This is a genomic window from Chloroflexota bacterium, assembly GCA_018648225.1.
In the GTDB taxonomy this organism is placed as follows: domain Bacteria; phylum Chloroflexota; class Anaerolineae; order Anaerolineales; family UBA11858; genus NIOZ-UU35.
This window is the reverse complement of sequence record JABGRQ010000156.1, coordinates 30,923-46,708: the sequence shown is the minus strand read 5'-3', so window position 1 is coordinate 46,708 and position 15,786 is coordinate 30,923. Positions and strand designations below refer to the sequence as shown.

The window sequence follows — 15,786 nt, the reverse complement described above, 5'->3', positions numbered from 1 at the left end:
GGGTAAAGCAGACAAAGGAGAAAAATATGAAATCAGACGCCAAAACCGTGGCTGAATATCTGGCCCAATTACCGGAGGAGCGCCACCTGGCCCTCGAAAAAGTTCGCCAGACGATTCTCGAAAATTTACCCGATGGCTATGAAGAAGTCATCAATTGGGGCATGATAACCTATCAGGTTCCCCTGGAAATTTATCCCGATACTTATAACAAAAAACCGCTCATGTATGCTGCCCTGGCCTCACAAAAGAATCATATGGCTGTTTACCTGACAGGCATTTATATGGATGATGCTGCCCGTGAAGATTTTGAGCAAGCATACCGTGCGACGGGAAAACGCTTTGATGTTGGCAAATCGTGTGTGCGTTTTCGCAAGCTCGATGATTTACCGCTCCCCCTGATTGGCGAAAGTATTGCTACGATGGCCGCCAACGAATTTGTGGAACGAGTTAAACAAGCTGCCTCGGTGCGTAAAGCTAAAAAATAAGCCGGTGACAATCACTGCGCAAAATGACTGTCATCTTGTGGCAAATTGAGAATCGTTATATCTTGCCATCCGTATAAATTTGTATGGCTGTATTTAGAAAATCGGGCAAATCGGGGTGCATTTTCTCAAAATTGGCCCGAAATGCAGGATCAGTGGCGTACCCTTGCCCCAGACCGCGCAAGATAGCCCAGGTTGGCTCATAGAAGTAGCGCATGTGCTCATGCCAGCGGACAAGGCAAGCCTGAACTTCCGCGCTGCCGGGTTCTTTGCCCGTTTTCATATTCGCCAGAATATCCACATAAACCGCTTTGCCCTCATCCATAACTTGCTGCTTTTTTTCGGGGGAATAACTTTTCCAAAGTTTCATGGATTGATCTACCAACTTCGGGTCCCAACGCTGGCGGGCTTCTTCGGCATAGATTTCTTGTTGATCTTCACTAAAACCTTCAAAAATTTGTTCTTCGCTCATTTTGATATCTCCTGTTAAATAATTCAGCGTATCATCCACTGTTTGGATCAAACGTTCCAGCCGCTGGATGCGCTTTTGCAAAGTTGTTTTATGTACTTCAAGCGCGCTCAAAACATCAAATTCCGACTGATCCAGTATTGCCTTGATCTCTTTTAGATTTAATCCCAGCTCACGGTAGAATAAAATCTGTTGCAAGCGCAGCATGGCTGTTTCATCATAATAACGATAGCGATTTTCGCCCTGTGCCGAGGGCTTGAGTAGCGCGATTTCGTCATAATAATGCAGCGTGCGCGGGCTAATACCGGCTAAATCGGCGAGTTGTTTGACGGTGTAGTTCATAGCCTGGAGTATAAACTATGACGTAACGTTAATGTCAAGGGCAAATCGCGGCATCGTGTATAATCGATGCATCAACAAATCGGGATATTTTTCATCGTGTTGCGTAAGCCCTACAGGAGATTTTCACATGCCTAAATTAATTGTTAATGGAAAAACTAGCCAGGTTGAAGCCGGAAAAAAATTGGTTCTGGCCATCGAAGAAGCCGGAGTTGGCATCGGTCATCGTTGTGGAGGAAATGCGCGCTGTACAACTTGTCGCGTGGAATTCGAGAACGGCGAACCCGCTGAAATGACGCGTGCCGAATACAACAAACTCAAGAATAATGGCACATTAGGCCAATTCCGCCTGTCCTGCCAGATTGTGGTCAACGCGGATATGACTGTCAAACCGCTGGTCACCGCCGAGAATACCCCCCAGTGGAACGGCGATACCGGCCCGGACCCAGAGGCCAACGTCACGCCTGAAGCGGAATGGTTCGAGAAAGCCGAATTAGGTGAGTAATTGTAGTTGACTTCTAATCGTCAACTGTCCTCCCTCATCAAGGAGTTTGTGCGGCGTGCAGCATCGCTGTGCTAATTGCCTCGGCCAGGGCCAAATTGCGTTCTTCTAACACTACCACAACGGCCAGCGCCTTGCCCTCCGCGGCGGGCAGTGTGCCCCCTAGATACCAGATTAATTCTTCACCCGCGGGGGCCAGCGAGATGTGCCAGGTTTGTTCGCCCTCCGCGGCAAAGCTGACTGCATCGGCCAGAGTCGGGTAATGGCGCGCCGTGCCCAACGCCGGGAGCAGGCTCCAGCCATTTTCAGGATGTTGATACGCCTGGGCGATCTTGGGCACCGGTTGCAGGCCATCATTGCTCAGCGCGGCGGCTAACAAGGCGATGCTCATCGGGCTGGCAGATTCTGCGGTCAGGGCTGTATCATCACCGGGCAGGCGCAGGGGAACATACTCCAGCCAGGCGGCAGGCAAGCCTTCCGGGAACAGAACCAACCCCAGGTTCCCGGTTGGGTAGCTTCCCTGGGTAGCACGGTTCAGCAGCGGGGCGCGTTCATCTTCGATCAGGGCATCCCACAGCTCATCTAACTGATTTGGATCATATCCAGGATGTGAAGCCAGCGCTAAAATATCGCCGTTTTGGGCATCCAGCAGAATGAGCGCGCCGGAATGATCGCCAAGCAATTCATCGGCTGTATTTTGCAGATTCAGATCGAGGGTCAGGCGGATATCGAGGCCCGGGGGTGGCGCGCCGTAGAGGAGGTGATGCCACCAGATTGTGAGGGGATCATTTCCCGTTTGGCCGCGCAAATAAGGGTCGAGTGTGGCTTCGAGACCGGCCTGCCCATAAACCGGATGGCTGTATCCCAGCAGAGAGCCCAGCTCAGGAGTGTGGACGCGGCGCGCGTAGCCTCCGGCTTGGCCATCGGTTTCGACCAGGGGGGTATTATTGCGATCGAGCAGCGCGCCGCGCGGCACCGTTAGATCGGCAATCGCGCGACGCGGGTTGTCGGTGCGAGTGAGCAGATCAGGCCCGCGTACAAAGCCCCACCAACCATTGACGAGGGCGGCGGCGGCGATGGCGCTAAATAAAAGGGTTGAAAGTTGAAGGTTGAAAGTTGAAGGCGAGCTTTCAACTTTCATTCTGTAACCTTCAACCGGCACACTAATATGTAAAAGTATTAGCAACGCAATAAACGAAGTCAGCAGTGATGAGCCGCCGTAGGAGACAAAGGGCAGCGTTACGCCAGTGAGGGGCAGCAGGCGCAGATTGCCGCCAATAATCAGAATGCCCTGGGCGGCGATATAAGCTGTCAGCCCGGCAGCCAGATAATGCCGGAAGGGATCGCTGGCGGTGCGGGCGATGCGCAAACCGCGCTGTACAATCAGCCCCAGCAGTACAAACAGGCCCAATGTCCCCAGCAGGCCGGTTTCTTCCGCTATCGCCGCGAAGACAAAGTCGGAGTGCGCTACGGGGACAACACTTGGGTTGCCCATTCCGGGGCCGCGCCCAAAGAGTCCGCCGTTGGCAACCGCGATCAGCGATTGCACAATCTGGTAGGAACGCCCGCTGGGGTCCAGCCAGGGGTTGATCCAGGCATCCACGCGCAGGCGCACCACATCGAAGAGCAGGTAGCCCGCTACTCCGGCAAACCCCAGCCCCAGAGTACTCAGCACAGGAATCCAGCGCCAGCCGGTTGCCAGGAAGATCATCACCGAGTAGATGAAGATGAAGAGTGAGGCTGTACCGAGATCACGCTGGACGATGAGCAACAACAATGCCAGGCCGGTCATAATGAGGGTGGGGGTTAATATGTTGAAGGTTGAAGGTTGAAGGTTTGGGGGCGAACTTTCAACTTTCAACTTGCCAACCTTCAACCGATTATCTGCCAAATACGCGGCGAGATAAACGATCAGCAACAACTTCAGCGGTTCCGATGGTTGTAGGTACACCCCACAACATCCCAGCCACAGGCGCGGGCCGTAGCCCAGGGGGTTGGTGCCGAAAAACAGGGTCAGGGCAGTGAGGATCAGGCCACTGGTCAGCCAGATATATTTGTAGTGTTGCAACACATCGAGCAGATTCTTCAACCGTAACCCCGCGATTAACGCGCCGAGAGCCACCGCCAGCCAGATAGTTTGACGCAGGCCGTAGGTAAAGGTCAGCCGCCAGATGGTCAGCAGGCCCCAGCCGCTGAGCAGGGCGATAAGGGGCAACAACAGAGGATCACTTTTGGGCAGGCGTCGGGGGGTCTCGCGCATTGCCAGAGCAAAACCCACCAACCAGATCGCATAGCCCAGCCAATGCCCGATACGGTAATCTACATCCCAGGCGCGGGCGCGCGCCGCCGGGGAGAGTGTCAAGGCCAGGGCGTAGAATCCCACAAACAGGGCTGCCAGCACAAATAATCGGCGTTGGGTTTTATCCATAGGGTTATTGTATCGGGAAAAGCCGCGGCTGTGAAATCATTCCCCCGATTAGCGATCAGGGATTAGATAATCCCTGATCGCCTGTTTTGATTTACGAATACGCTACCTTGTCATTTGCTACAATCATTTTGCGGCGGCGGTAGGCCCAGCACATATACGAAACCGAGACGAAATAGCTGGCCGGTAAACGATGCAGCCCTTTGATCTTGGTATCCAGCACAGTGGTTTTGCCCCCGAAGCCCATCGGGCCGATGCCCATCTGGTTGGCTTCCCCAGTAATGCGTTTTTCCAATGCGGCGATCTCGGGGGCGGGGTTCGCTTCTTCCATCTGGCCGAGCAAAGCTTCTTTGGAGGCCAGATACGACGAACCGCGGTCCCCGCCGATGGATACGCCCAACGAGCCGGGGGCGCAACCCTTGCCCTGGGCCTGAAAAACCGCATCCAGCACGACTTTACGCACCCCTTCGAGATCGCGTCCCGCGCCGAGTTTGTTATCTGGCAGCTTGTACTGCGCGCCAACATTTTCACAGCCGCCGCCTTTAAGCATCAATTCGATTGTCAGGGGTTGGTCTTCGTTCACTTCTTCAAAATGGATCGTGGGATAGTGCTCATCGCCGGAATTATCACCCGTATTTTTGCCACTGACGGCGTTGACCGAGTTGGGGCGCAGGTATGATTGTTTGGTGGCCTGCCCCACCGCGGCCTGAATCTGCGCTCGAAGTTTGCGCGTGCTCCAGCCCTCGGGGTAATGCACATAAAAGAGTGGCGTGCCAGTATCCTGGCAAATTGGTGTGGAGTTAGCGCGCGCCATTTCCACATTTTGGATGATCGTATCCAGCGCGCCCGCCGCTGCCGAACCCGCTTCTTCTTGTGCCAGCGAGGCGCGAAGTTTTGCTTCCACATCCAGGGGCAGATTGGTGGCTGTCAGGCGTACCAATTCGAGAATATTTTGGGTGAGATCAGGTTGCATGGAAACCTCCAGACTTCAGTAACCAGTTATCAGTAAGCAGTGGTCAGCATCCAGACGGTAACTGAATACGGGTCACTGACGACCGATTGTGGCTATATCATACCCCAAATCGAATGAATTTGTGAGGAAAACGGGTTTTCTGCTTGACAAAATTATTGCTTTATATATAATTATTTATATATAAAGGATGATGCAATGCTCAAATATGTCTTGCTTGGCTTTCTCAACTACACCCCCATGACCGGCTATGAACTCAAACAATTTATGGACGAGTCCACAGCCAATTTTTGGCACGCCAAACAGAGCCAAATATACACCACGCTGAAAAAACTGGAAGAAGAGGATTTGCTAAAATCACACATTGAAGCCCAGGAAAACCGACCCGACCGGCGCGTGTACACGATTACCGAGGCAGGCTACGCTGACTTAAACGACTGGCTGGCGCAACCCGAAACGGAGCTTCAGCCGCGTAAAGAAGGCTTGCTGGTGAAACTCTTCTTTTCGGCGGGCGGCGATAAAGAAAAAATGCTCACCCAATTGCGCCTGCTGCGCGATCTGCACCAGCGCCAGATGGAACATTACGAAACCGCCACCCACGCTTTCATCCGGGAAATTGCGGAAGGGATGCCGCAGTTAGAAAAAGATGCCGAGCTTTGGGATGCCACGCGCCGCTTCGGCGTACTCTTCGAAGAGATGTTCGTCCGCTGGCTGGATGAGACGATTGGGATGGTGGAGGGGTGGTAAAAACGAAAGGTGACAGTCACGTTATGCGTGACTGTCACCTACGAGACCACTCTCTTTTTTTTGTTTATGAATATCAATAATTATATATCAATACTTATCTAAGGAGCTAAACATGACCATAGAAAAATACGATGTTGTTGTCATCGGCGCGGGGCTGGGGGGGCTTTCATCTGCCGCTTACCTTGCGAAAGCTGGCAAAAAAGTTCTCGTTCTCGAGCATCACAGCGTCCCTGGCGGCTACGCCCACGAATTCCGGCGCGGCAAATATCGCTTTGAAGTTGCCCTGCATGCCATTGATGGCGCCGGACCCGGCGGCTGGGCGTACCCTGTGCTCAAAGATTTGGGCGTGACCGAGCGCGTCCACTTTCATCGTATGGACCCCTTTTACACCGTGCAGTTCCCCGAACACGAAATCACCGCCCACGCCGATCCGGTAGCCTATGAAGCCGAACTGATTCGCAACTTCCCCCACGAGAAAAATGGTATTCGCGCCATGATCGCGGAGATGATCGAGACTTACTGGCAGGTGCGCCGTTTTGGTGAAGATGCGACCATCGGCACGCGCCCCCCCATCGAGCGGATGCCCACCGTGTACCCCAAGATGCTGGCAACCATGTCCATGAGTTGGGCCGATTTCATGGCGCGGTTCATTAACGACGAGCAGCTCAAGGCTGTCTTCTCGACGTTGTGGGGCTATTACGGCCTGCCACCCGCTCAACTTAACGCAGCAACCTTTATCTTCCCCTGGGTCAGTTATCATCTCTTCGGGGCGTATTACCCCGAAGGCGGCAGCATGGCGATGAGCCGCGCCATCGAGGCTGCCATCAAAGACAACGACGGCGAGATTCGTTATCGGCAAACGGTCAATCGCATAGAAATCCAAAATGGAAAAGCGGTCGCTGTAGAGACCGAAAAGGGTTTACGCGTCGAGGCCGATGTGGTCATCAGCAACGCCAATGCACCTGATACGCTGCTCAAATTTGTGGGGCGTGAACATCTTCCTGCGCAGTATCAAGCCGAAATCGAGTCCGCCCCGCCCGCTATCTCAAACTTGATCGTCTACCTCGGGCTGGATCGTGATCTCAAGGCGGAAGGCTGGCCGCATCACGAAATCTTCGTCAACGAGAGTTATCAGGCCGAAGAAGATTACCGGGCCGTTTTGGATGGAGTGTTCGAGCGCACCGGAATTTCGATTACGCATTACGATCAGGTGGACCCGGCGTGCTCCCCCGCGCGCGGTTCGGTTTTAGGAATTTTCTCGTTGGCTCATTGGGATAGCTTTGATCAATGGGGCACGCGCGGCTCACTCAAGGATTATGGTAAAAATCCGCAATATCTTGAACTCAAAGAGGCCGCTGCCGACGAGTTGATTGAGCGCGCTGAAAAATTAATCCCTGGTTTGCGAAAGGCAATAAAATACAAAGAAATTGGCACCCCGCTGACCAATTGGCGTTACAGCCGCAATCCGGCAGGCAGCATCTACGGCACCGAGCAGTCGGTGGAGAATATGTACTTCAACCGCCTGAACGCGGCCACACCGATTCCCAATCTCTTTTTGGCAGGTGCATGGACTTTTGCAGGCGGCATGAGCGCGGCGTTGCTCTCCGGGCGCGAGACCGCCAGCCATGTGCGTGGTTATCTGGATGGCGAAGAGGTAGTTTTGATGACGGGAATTGAGATGTCAGACCCCTCACCCCAGCCATCTCCCACTGGGAGAGGGAGTCAGACTCCCAACTCGCTTGAAGGAGAGGGGCCGGGGGTGAAACTCCCCAATGTGATGCTCAAAGCGATTGGCTCCGGGCGCGAGATTGGCCTGAAAGCCATCGGCAAACCCGCTGTGCTGATCTTCCACACGCAGGAGACCTCCGAAGAAGCCGCGCAGGTGAACGCCGCCATCCGTGCTGTGGAGGCTTACACCAAAGCGGAAAATCTACTGATCGCCAACGTAGTAGACCTGCGCACAGTGCCGAAACTCTTCCGTAATTTTGCTGAGCGCGCCATGCGCAGTTCTTATGAAGAAGCCGCCGCGGCGCTGCCCGAAGGCCTCAACGCCGAAGATTATGTACTTATCTTGCCCGATTGGGACGGCACAGTCACTAACGCTGCCGACCTGAAGGACGTCAATCAGATGGCAGGCGTAGTTGTGCTAGATGCTCAGGGAAATATCGCCGGAACGCATCAGGGTGACGTTGCAGTAGAAAGTACACTCGAACTTTTGAAGAGCACTCTTTAGGAGAACAGAATGTCAGGTAACGCTATAACCAAACTCGTAAGATTGCCCATTTTGGCTAAATTGCTTCTCTCCACCCTGTCTGGGATTTTGCTCACGGCTTCCATGCCGGGATTCGACATCCCCTTTTTGGGATGGATTGCCCTCGTGCCGTTGCTGCTAGTGCTCGCGGTTTCGCCGACCAAACAGCATTTCGCGATCGCGCTCCCCTTTGGCGTGATTCTGTCCATTGGGGTGCATAACTGGTATCCGGACATTTTCCCACCTATTTTGGGCTACTTTTTGATTTTGGCTGTGGGCAGCTTCTACGCCGGAATCATCCAACTGGGCGTGTGGCTGGAAACGCGCCTTCCTGGGGTGTTCAAACTGCTTGCGTTGCCTGTAGCATGGTCGGCGATTGAATTCGTCAAATTCATCGCCCCGGTTGTTGATGACTGGTGGTTTGTACTGCTCGCCAAGAGCGCCTGGCGCTTCCCGCCTGCGTTGCAGGTTTTGAGCGTTACTGGATTTCCGGGATTGAGTTTTCTCATCATGCTGGCGAATGTGGCGATTGTGTTTTTCGTGTTGAAAGTTGGAAAGCTAGAAGGTTTGAGAGTTAGCTTGAGAACAAGTTTAGCTGCTCTGGCTTTCGTTGTCGTTGTACTAAGTTGGGGAGCGTTTTCTATTCCCAAGCCTCCTGATGATACCTTCACCATTGCTGCGCTGACAGATTTAGTCAACCAGGCCCCTGATATTCTTGCGACGGGCGAATTTGATGGCACGAAAGCCAATTCTCCCGAAATATCGCAGGCCATTTTCGATTTGGATGCAGTGCTTACTCGCTCTGTTGCTGATCAGCATCCCGACTTTGTTGTCTGGTCGGAGAATGAGTTTGCAGACGCGGATGATGCCTATTTCATGGATCAACTCAAAGGATTAGCAACCGAGATGGGCAGCTATATCGTCGCCGATGTGGTGTGGAATGCTCCCAGCGGGATGCACGACACGGCGTTGATGGTATCTCCCGCGGGCGTAGAATCCGGCCGGAGAGCAAAGATCAACACGACTTCCGGTGAAGAAGCCGCCGGATTCGTGCCGGGGCCGCGCGATTATCCCGTTTTCACATCCCCCTACGGTGAAGTTGGTCTGGCTGTCTGCTGGGATCGGCATCGTCTCGAGATCACGCGCGAGCTGGCCCGCAATGGTGCAGAGATCGTATTGATGACCGTTGATGATGATTTTGATGCCAACCCCAACTTCCCGCCATTCCACGCTTCGGATGGGGTTTTTCGCGCCGCGGAGAATCGCGTGGCGATGGGTCTGGGCACGACCAGCGGCATCTCATTGGTGATCGATCCTTACGGACGCATTACCGCCGAAGGTGAGATCAACCAGCGCGGCGTAATCTTGGGTGAGACATATACAGTTGAAGGCGAGACAATGTACACTCATTTTGGCGACTGGTTTGGCTGGTTGATGGTTGCAGGGTTGATTGTGCTGCTGAGTTTGGCTTTGTTATCCCACATTATCCCAACATAACCCACATATTTCCCACAAAGCATAAAGATTGAAATGCACTGAAGTCCGCAGGATTGGTGTTATGAAGTTAAAAATTTTGTAATCCACTGTGCAAAAAGACGATTATCAGGTGTGCCGCTGTCGAGCGAATCGAGCGCTTCAGCATAGGGTTCTGCCCCCACAAATTTTTCACGCGTCTTTACAATCGCGCGCATCAGGTCAGGCGTGAATTCGGGATGTCCTTGAATGCCAAAAACTTGATCGTCTATGCTGAAAAAGAGATTCGGGCAAAAATCATTGCCGCCGAGTAATTCGGCTTCGGGCGGCAATTGTGTCACCTGATCTTGATGTACGAAATACAGGGAACACGAATCAGGCACAGGCTCCATCCAGGGTTTTTGGACACTGACATTAAACGTTTTCAAACCCAACCCCCAGCCTTTTACGGATTTGGCCGCATACCCGCCTAGAGCATGCGCTAAAATTTGATGCCCAAAACAAATCCCGACCAGTTTCTTGCCTGCCTGATAACTCGCTTGAATAAAATTAATTAATTGGGCAATCCACGGGTCGGAATCATAAACGCCGCGCGGGCTGCCTGTGATCAGATAAGCATCACACGCATCAAGCGTAGCAGGAAACTCACCCTGGGCAACAGCATACCCGGTATACGAAAACGACGGGCTAACCTGTTCCAGAAAGCGGATATATGCATCAACGGGGGTGTGATTCCAATTGATGGTGATTTCGTTAGGTGGGAAGGTATCTAAAATTCCAATTTTCAACATACTTTTTCCTGAATATAGTTGCTAATTCTCTTCTCAATCTCTGGGTCAAGTTCAGGTTTTTCGTAGCTCTCCAAGCGCGCTTTATAAATTTCTCCGGCCCGCGTGATGGCATCTTTTTTGCCTTGTTGTACCCACTCGTTATACCCCAGACGATTGAACAAAGTGGTGTCAAAATGCTCATCTCGAAAATGTTCAAAAGTTGTGGGATGGCTAAGGAATTCGCCACCAGCGCCGACTTCGTTGATGGTATCGAAATCAATCGTCGTATCGGAGATTATCACCGGGCGTAGTATGCGCTTGACCATGGCGATGATCTCCTCATCAAGGATGAATTTCTCATAGCTCATCGAGAGATAAGCTCCCAGAATTCCGCAAGAATGCAGCAGGAAAGTCGTGCCAGAGCGCATGGCGGTTAACATACACAGCGCCGATTCGATCCCGGCCTGCATATCGGGAATGTGGGCATCGGTGAGATTGCCGCCGCTGCGCCCAGGGACTCCGTAGAATTGAGCCATCTGTGCGTTTGCCGAAACAAAGATCGAAGTCTCTGGCGCGCCGATGGAGAGATTTCCGCTGCGCATGTCAGTGATGCCGGGAATATTGCCAAAAATGACGGGCAGCCCTGGGGTAATCAATTGCGTAAGCACCAGCCCCGAAAGAATCTCGGCGTTCTGCAACACAATCGTGCCCGCCAGGGTGATCGGGCCGGTGGAGCCAGACATCATCAGGTTTTCAAACATAATTGGCTGGTTATTTTCTGCATAGGCCACAATCGCTCCAGACATATTCTCATCCCATACCAGCGGCGAGATAGGGTTGATTGTCGGCAGGATGACATACTTGTCTTGAATGAATTCCTTTCCGCCCCACAAGAAACTTGCCATCTCAATGGCATCCAGCGCCGCGCTCACGGGTACCACAGACCCCATGAAGGGTTTATCAGAATAGGTCAGATTGGCCTGCATCATATACAGGTATGCATGTTCAGAGGGCACATCGCTGGGATCAATCATCTCGTAACCCAGCATATCGATATGCTCAGATGTATGCACAAGCTTACAAAAATTGATATAGTCATCCAGCTTGCCCTGGCGTTGAGTGCCATTGGCATCCGTGATGAAGGGTGCGCCATAACCCGGCGCAAACACCGGATCGCCGCTGCCCACAAGAACGCTTTTCTCCGGATTGCGCGCCGTGATTTCAAACTGTTGCGGCACCGTTTCCAGGGCTTTTGTGAGTTGATGCTGGTTAAAAAATACGGTCTGTCCGTTTACTTTAAAGCCATGTTGCTTGAAAACCTGCAAAGCTTCGGGCGCTTGAAAAACCACCCCTATCTCGCCCAGAATACGCATTGAAGACGCATGAATTTTTTCTATATCTTCTCTTGAAAATCGCTGTAACCGATCGGGCATGATGCTTGCTCCTGTGTGGTTTTTTTGTGGAATTCCGCTACCGCAAGCGGGTTGATGGTATGGCTAATTTTACTCGCATTAAGCCCTGATGGTATAATCCACTTCATTATTGACGAGGTGATGAATGCTAGATTTAGACCTGACAACCCTGATCTCACGCCTGATTGTTTTAGCAACCGCTTTTTCGGTGCACGAATTCGCCCACGCCTGGACAGCAAATTATTTTGGCGATGATACCCCGCGTCTCAACGGAAGGCTGACCCTCAACCCGGCGGCGCATCTCGATCCGTTAGGATCGCTGATGCTGATTGTGGCCGGATTTGGCTGGGCAAAACCCGTGCAGGTAAACCCCTATGCGTTACAGCGTCGCTCACCTGCCGCGCTGATGTGGGTGGCGCTGGCTGGGCCGATGTCGAACTTGCTTATGGCGATTGTCGCCGCGCTCCCCTTACGCCTGGGGTTGAACGCTGCCTATGCCGTATATCCTGGCAATTTTGCGCTTGCCACGGTATCCGAGTTGTTATACGATTTCGTCTTCATCAATCTATTATTGATGCTCTTCAATCTGCTGCCCATTTCACCATTGGATGGCGATAAAATTGCCGATTATCTACTGCCGCCCGCCGGAAAAGATGTTTTAGCAAAGATGCGCCCCTATGGCCCCATGATCTTGATGCTGGTCATCGTCGGCGGCCCGTATATCGGTATTGATCTATTTCAGTGGATCATCTTCCCCCCGCTCCGGTTCTTGTACAGGCTTCTGGTAGGCTTCTAATGAACGGCATTCGCTATCGAACGCGCCAATTCTGGTTTGCGTTCAGCGCCGCCCCCCTTACCCAACACCAAAAACAAAGCGCATCCGAGTTGTTGACTCCCGCGCAAATGACGTTATTTTCCCGCTTGCAGGCCAGCGAACAGCGTCATAGCTTGCGCGTATTACAAACACTCCAGCAGGAGGGCCATACCAACCCCGATCTGCTGATTGCCGCCCTGCTGCATGATATTGGCAAAATCCGCTACCCGCTGTGCCTATGGGAGCGGGTTTTTGTTGTTTTGGGGAAGTGGTTTTTCCCGCGGCAGAGTCAGGCTTGGGGAGTGAATCCACCCCGAGGGTTGGCACGCCCCTTCGTGGTGGCTGCGCAGCATCCTGGTTGGGGGGCTGATCTTGCGCAAGAGGCAGGCACCACCCCCGGAGCAGTGACGCTCATCCGCTGTCATCAAGAAGAAATATCCACACATAACCCACACTCACCGGAAGACCGTCTGCTGAAATTACTGCAAGCTGCAGATGATCGCCATTAGAAAGGCTACTTATGAAATTAAAACTGGCAATTATTGGTCTGGGACAGATCGGTGCATCGCTGGGCATGGCGCTGGGCGAAGGCCAGAATCCTGTTCGGCGCGTTGGTTTTGACATTAACCTGAAAATAGCGACTCAGGCCAAAAAACATAACGCCGTAGACGAAACCGTGCGCTATGCAGAAGATGCCGTTGCCGATGCCGACGCGGTGATTATCGCGCTGCCGCTTGATGCGGTCTGCGAGATGATTGAGTTAGTCGCCCCGGCAATGAAGAGCGGAGCCATCTTGATGGACACAGCCCCGGTGAAATCGCGCATCGCCGAGTGGGTGGCCGCGGCATTACCGGAAAATTGTGCCTATGTAGGCCTGACCCCTTCGGTAGCCCAACAGTATTTACTCAGCGACCAAAAGGGGATTGAAGCCGCCCGTGCCGATCTTTTCCGCGGTGGCATTATTGCTATTTCTACCTCGCCACAGAGTAATTCAAAAGCCATCAAACTGGCTGCCGATCTTGTGCGCCTGATAGAGGCTACGCCACTATTTGCCGACATCGTCGAACTAGACGGTATTATGACCGCTACACATGTGATGCCCCAATTTTTGGGCGCGGCGCTGCTCAACGCCACTGTCGATCAGCCGGGGTGGCGCGAAGCTCGCAAACTGGCCGGGCGCGCCTACGCCGAAGTATCTGGCCCGATTGCCCATTTTGGCGATTCGGCCTCACTCACCAGCATCGCCAGACTCAACCAGGAAAATACATTGCGGATGTTAGGCAGCGTTATCGCTGCGTTACAGGCGCTGCGTGAAGATATTCAGCATGACGATTACGATGCTCTCGCCGAACGCCTGGAACGTGCCTACGCAGGGCGTGAGCAGTGGTGGCAAGAGCGCCTGGAAGCCGATTGGAGCGCTGAAGACCGTCCCCAACTTGAAACACCCGTTGCCAAAAGTGTCTTTAGCGATTTACTGCGTTTTGGCGGCAAACCACCCCGCCGCGAAGAGTAACGATTGAACGAAGCCTACTGTTATATCGTTGAATGCAGTGATGGCACGCTCTACACCGGCTGGACGACCGATCCACAGCGCCGTTTGGCCGCGCATAACGCCGGACGCGGGGCGCGTTACACGAAAACGCGGCGTCCAGTGCAACTTGTGTATGTAGAGCCGCAGACCAATCGCTCCGCGGCCCTCCAGCGCGAACGTGCTATCAAAAAATTACCGCGGGCAAAAAAACAACAACTTATTTTCTACGCAAAGGCGCAAGGGAGCAAAGACGCAGAGAAAAAAAGATAAAAACTCTGCGACTTTGCGTTAAAACCTTCAACCTGCAACCTGCAACCTGCTACTTTTCCACCTGAAACGAGGAGCCAATGACCGACAAATTGACCTGGATTGACGAAGAACTACAAAACCTGCACAACGCCGGGCTTTACAACAATATCCGCACGCTGAGTTCGCCACAAGGCGCCTGGCTGGTAGTGGATGGCAAAAAGGCGCTCAATTTTTGCTCCAACAACTACCTGGGGTTAGCCAATCATCCCCGGCTGGTGGCAGCGGCTAAAAAGGCAATGGATAAATATGGCGTCGGTCCCGGCGCGGTACGCACCATTGCCGGGACAATGGATATGCATGTCAAACTGGATCAACGCCTGGCTGAGTTCAAGGGTGTTGATGCGGCCATCACCTTCCAATCGGGCTTCACCGCCAATCTGGCTGTCATCCCCGCGCTGGTGGGTAAAGAAGATGCCATTTTCTCCGACGCGCTCAACCATGCCAGCATCATCGATGGTTGCCGCCTGTCGCGGGCCAAGATTATTGCCTTCGAACATGCTAATGCGGCCGATCTTGAAGTGCAACTCAAGGCGCATCGAGCAAATTTCCGGCGGGCGCTGGTGGTCACAGATGGCGTCTTCAGCATGGATGGCGATCTGGCCCCGTTGGATGAAATCTATGCCGTGACTCAGAATTATGAGGCTATCCTGATGGTTGATGATGCCCACGGCGAGGGCGTAGTTGGCAAAGGTGGCCGCGGTATCGTCGATCACTTCAATTTGCATGGCAAAGTCGATGTTGAAGTTGGCACCATGTCAAAAGCCTTTGGTGTGATGGGCGGCGTGGTGGCCGGTAACGCCAAGGTGGTCGAGTGGCTCAGGCAGCGCGGACGGCCTTTTTTGTTCTCGTCGGCGATGACGATCCCCGATGTGGCGGCCTGCCTCGAAGCTGTGGACATGCTCGAAGAATCCACCGAGCTGGTTGATAAACTTTGGGATAATGCCAACTATTTCAAGACCGAAATGAACACCCTGGGCTTCGATACCGGCCAAAGCGTCACCCCGATCACGCCCGTGATGCTCGGTGAAGCGCCACTGGCGCAGGAATTCAGCCGCAAACTTTTCGAAGCGGGCGTATTTGGCATGGCGCTGGGCTTCCCCACCGTGCCGCGCGGCAAAGCCCGCATCCGGGTGATGATCTCCGCGGCGCACGAGAAGGAAGACCTTGATCTAGGGCTGGAGGCCTTCTTGCGTGTTGGCCGCCAGCTTGGTGTGATTGCGTAGATTTACCAGACTGGACAGGTTTTTCAACGTACCGCCGTTCGGAGCGCTACTCGAAAAACCAGTCCAGTC

The 15,786-nt window shown here is 53.2% G+C and carries 15 protein-coding genes; 10 read left to right on the top strand and 5 right to left on the bottom strand.

Going from position 1 to position 15,786, the window contains the following annotated elements; all coding sequences use genetic code 11:
• The first annotated feature begins 26 nt into the window (after window positions 1–26).
• The gene (locus HN413_14915; GenBank protein MBT3391687.1) at window positions 27–485 is read left to right on the top strand and encodes a DUF1801 domain-containing protein; all 459 of its coding nucleotides are present in this window, start codon (window positions 27–29) and stop codon (window positions 483–485) included.
• Between the two features lie 55 nt (window positions 486–540).
• Here the strand turns inward: HN413_14915 and HN413_14910 are convergent, their stop codons facing one another.
• Window positions 541–1,293 (bottom strand): MerR family transcriptional regulator, encoded by a 753-nt coding sequence (locus HN413_14910; GenBank protein ID MBT3391686.1) that lies wholly within the window; start codon window positions 1,291–1,293, stop codon window positions 541–543.
• A 127-nt stretch (window positions 1,294–1,420) separates the two neighbouring features.
• Between HN413_14910 and HN413_14905 the strand changes: the two genes are divergently transcribed.
• On the top strand, window positions 1,421–1,795 hold the full coding sequence (locus HN413_14905; protein MBT3391685.1) for a (2Fe-2S)-binding protein: 375 nt from the start codon (window positions 1,421–1,423) through the stop codon (window positions 1,793–1,795).
• A gap of 37 nt (window positions 1,796–1,832) precedes the next feature.
• Here HN413_14905 and HN413_14900 read toward each other — a convergent pair whose 3' ends face one another.
• Together HN413_14900 and HN413_14895 are read right to left on the bottom strand one after the other, a co-directional pair.
• Window positions 1,833–4,220 carry an FtsW/RodA/SpoVE family cell cycle protein gene (locus HN413_14900; GenBank protein ID MBT3391684.1) on the bottom strand — a complete coding sequence of 796 codons (2,388 nt, stop codon included), beginning with the start codon at window positions 4,218–4,220 and terminating at the stop codon, window positions 1,833–1,835.
• 91 nt (window positions 4,221–4,311) lie between these two features.
• On the bottom strand, window positions 4,312–5,190 hold the full coding sequence (locus HN413_14895) for a fumarate hydratase (protein MBT3391683.1): 879 nt from the start codon (window positions 5,188–5,190) through the stop codon (window positions 4,312–4,314).
• A 195-nt stretch (window positions 5,191–5,385) separates the two neighbouring features.
• Here HN413_14895 and HN413_14890 point away from each other — a divergent pair, with 195 nt between their 5' ends.
• The 3 genes from HN413_14890 to HN413_14880 all read left to right on the top strand — a co-directional run bounded on the left by HN413_14890 (window position 5,386) and on the right by HN413_14880 (window position 9,682).
• Entirely contained in the window at window positions 5,386–5,934 is a 549-nt protein-coding gene (locus HN413_14890) for a PadR family transcriptional regulator (GenBank protein MBT3391682.1), read from the top strand.
• Window positions 5,935–6,046: 112 nt separating this feature from the next.
• A complete protein-coding gene (locus HN413_14885; protein MBT3391681.1) occupies window positions 6,047–8,167 on the top strand; it encodes an NAD(P)/FAD-dependent oxidoreductase in 2,121 nt (706 codons plus the stop codon).
• A gap of 9 nt (window positions 8,168–8,176) precedes the next feature.
• Window positions 8,177–9,682, top strand: a complete 1,506-nt coding sequence (locus tag HN413_14880) for an apolipoprotein N-acyltransferase (GenBank protein ID MBT3391680.1) — start codon at window positions 8,177–8,179, stop codon at window positions 9,680–9,682.
• 59 nt (window positions 9,683–9,741) lie between these two features.
• Here HN413_14880 and HN413_14875 read toward each other — a convergent pair whose 3' ends face one another.
• Together HN413_14875 and HN413_14870 are read right to left on the bottom strand one after the other, a co-directional pair.
• Window positions 9,742–10,449, bottom strand: coding sequence for a GMP synthase (locus HN413_14875; GenBank protein ID MBT3391679.1), 708 nt, complete (start codon window positions 10,447–10,449; stop codon window positions 9,742–9,744).
• Window positions 10,443–11,861: a trimethylamine methyltransferase gene (locus HN413_14870; GenBank protein ID MBT3391678.1), complete on the bottom strand. Its 1,419-nt coding sequence runs from the start codon at window positions 11,859–11,861 to the stop codon at window positions 10,443–10,445. The genes HN413_14875 and HN413_14870 overlap by 7 nt, the downstream gene beginning before the upstream one ends.
• Window positions 11,862–11,985: 124 nt before the next feature.
• Between HN413_14870 and HN413_14865 the strand changes: the two genes are divergently transcribed.
• The 5 genes from HN413_14865 (at window position 11,986) to HN413_14845 (ending at window position 15,717) form a co-directional block, all read left to right on the top strand.
• Window positions 11,986–12,636, top strand: a complete 651-nt coding sequence (locus HN413_14865) for a site-2 protease family protein (protein MBT3391677.1) — start codon at window positions 11,986–11,988, stop codon at window positions 12,634–12,636.
• Complete coding sequence (locus HN413_14860; protein MBT3391676.1) at window positions 12,636–13,163, top strand: HD domain-containing protein; 528 nt, start codon at window positions 12,636–12,638, stop codon at window positions 13,161–13,163. The genes HN413_14865 and HN413_14860 overlap by 1 nt, the downstream gene beginning before the upstream one ends.
• Before the next feature lie 11 nt (window positions 13,164–13,174).
• Window positions 13,175–14,167, top strand: a complete 993-nt coding sequence (locus tag HN413_14855) for a prephenate dehydrogenase (GenBank protein MBT3391675.1) — start codon at window positions 13,175–13,177, stop codon at window positions 14,165–14,167.
• 3 nt (window positions 14,168–14,170) lie between these two features.
• Window positions 14,171–14,455 carry a GIY-YIG nuclease family protein gene (locus tag HN413_14850; protein MBT3391674.1) on the top strand — a complete coding sequence of 95 codons (285 nt, stop codon included), beginning with the start codon at window positions 14,171–14,173 and terminating at the stop codon, window positions 14,453–14,455.
• A gap of 77 nt (window positions 14,456–14,532) precedes the next feature.
• Window positions 14,533–15,717, top strand: coding sequence for a glycine C-acetyltransferase (locus tag HN413_14845; protein ID MBT3391673.1), 1,185 nt, complete (start codon window positions 14,533–14,535; stop codon window positions 15,715–15,717).
• Window positions 15,718–15,786 lie beyond the last annotated feature (69 nt).

Coding starts and splice junctions, on each gene's coding strand:
- HN413_14915 (MBT3391687.1), top strand. CDS start 27: ATGAAATCAGACGCCAAAACCGTGGCTGAATATCTGGCCCAATTACCG.
- HN413_14910 (MBT3391686.1), bottom strand. CDS start 1,293: ATGAACTACACCGTCAAACAACTCGCCGATTTAGCCGGTATTAGCCCG.
- HN413_14905 (MBT3391685.1), top strand. CDS start 1,421: ATGCCTAAATTAATTGTTAATGGAAAAACTAGCCAGGTTGAAGCCGGA.
- HN413_14900 (MBT3391684.1), bottom strand. CDS start 4,220: ATGGATAAAACCCAACGCCGATTATTTGTGCTGGCAGCCCTGTTTGTG.
- HN413_14895 (MBT3391683.1), bottom strand. CDS start 5,190: ATGCAACCTGATCTCACCCAAAATATTCTCGAATTGGTACGCCTGACA.
- HN413_14890 (MBT3391682.1), top strand. CDS start 5,386: ATGCTCAAATATGTCTTGCTTGGCTTTCTCAACTACACCCCCATGACC.
- HN413_14885 (MBT3391681.1), top strand. CDS start 6,047: ATGACCATAGAAAAATACGATGTTGTTGTCATCGGCGCGGGGCTGGGG.
- HN413_14880 (MBT3391680.1), top strand. CDS start 8,177: ATGTCAGGTAACGCTATAACCAAACTCGTAAGATTGCCCATTTTGGCT.
- HN413_14875 (MBT3391679.1), bottom strand. CDS start 10,449: ATGTTGAAAATTGGAATTTTAGATACCTTCCCACCTAACGAAATCACC.
- HN413_14870 (MBT3391678.1), bottom strand. CDS start 11,861: ATGCCCGATCGGTTACAGCGATTTTCAAGAGAAGATATAGAAAAAATT.
- HN413_14865 (MBT3391677.1), top strand. CDS start 11,986: ATGCTAGATTTAGACCTGACAACCCTGATCTCACGCCTGATTGTTTTA.
- HN413_14860 (MBT3391676.1), top strand. CDS start 12,636: ATGAACGGCATTCGCTATCGAACGCGCCAATTCTGGTTTGCGTTCAGC.
- HN413_14855 (MBT3391675.1), top strand. CDS start 13,175: ATGAAATTAAAACTGGCAATTATTGGTCTGGGACAGATCGGTGCATCG.
- HN413_14845 (MBT3391673.1), top strand. CDS start 14,533: ATGACCGACAAATTGACCTGGATTGACGAAGAACTACAAAACCTGCAC.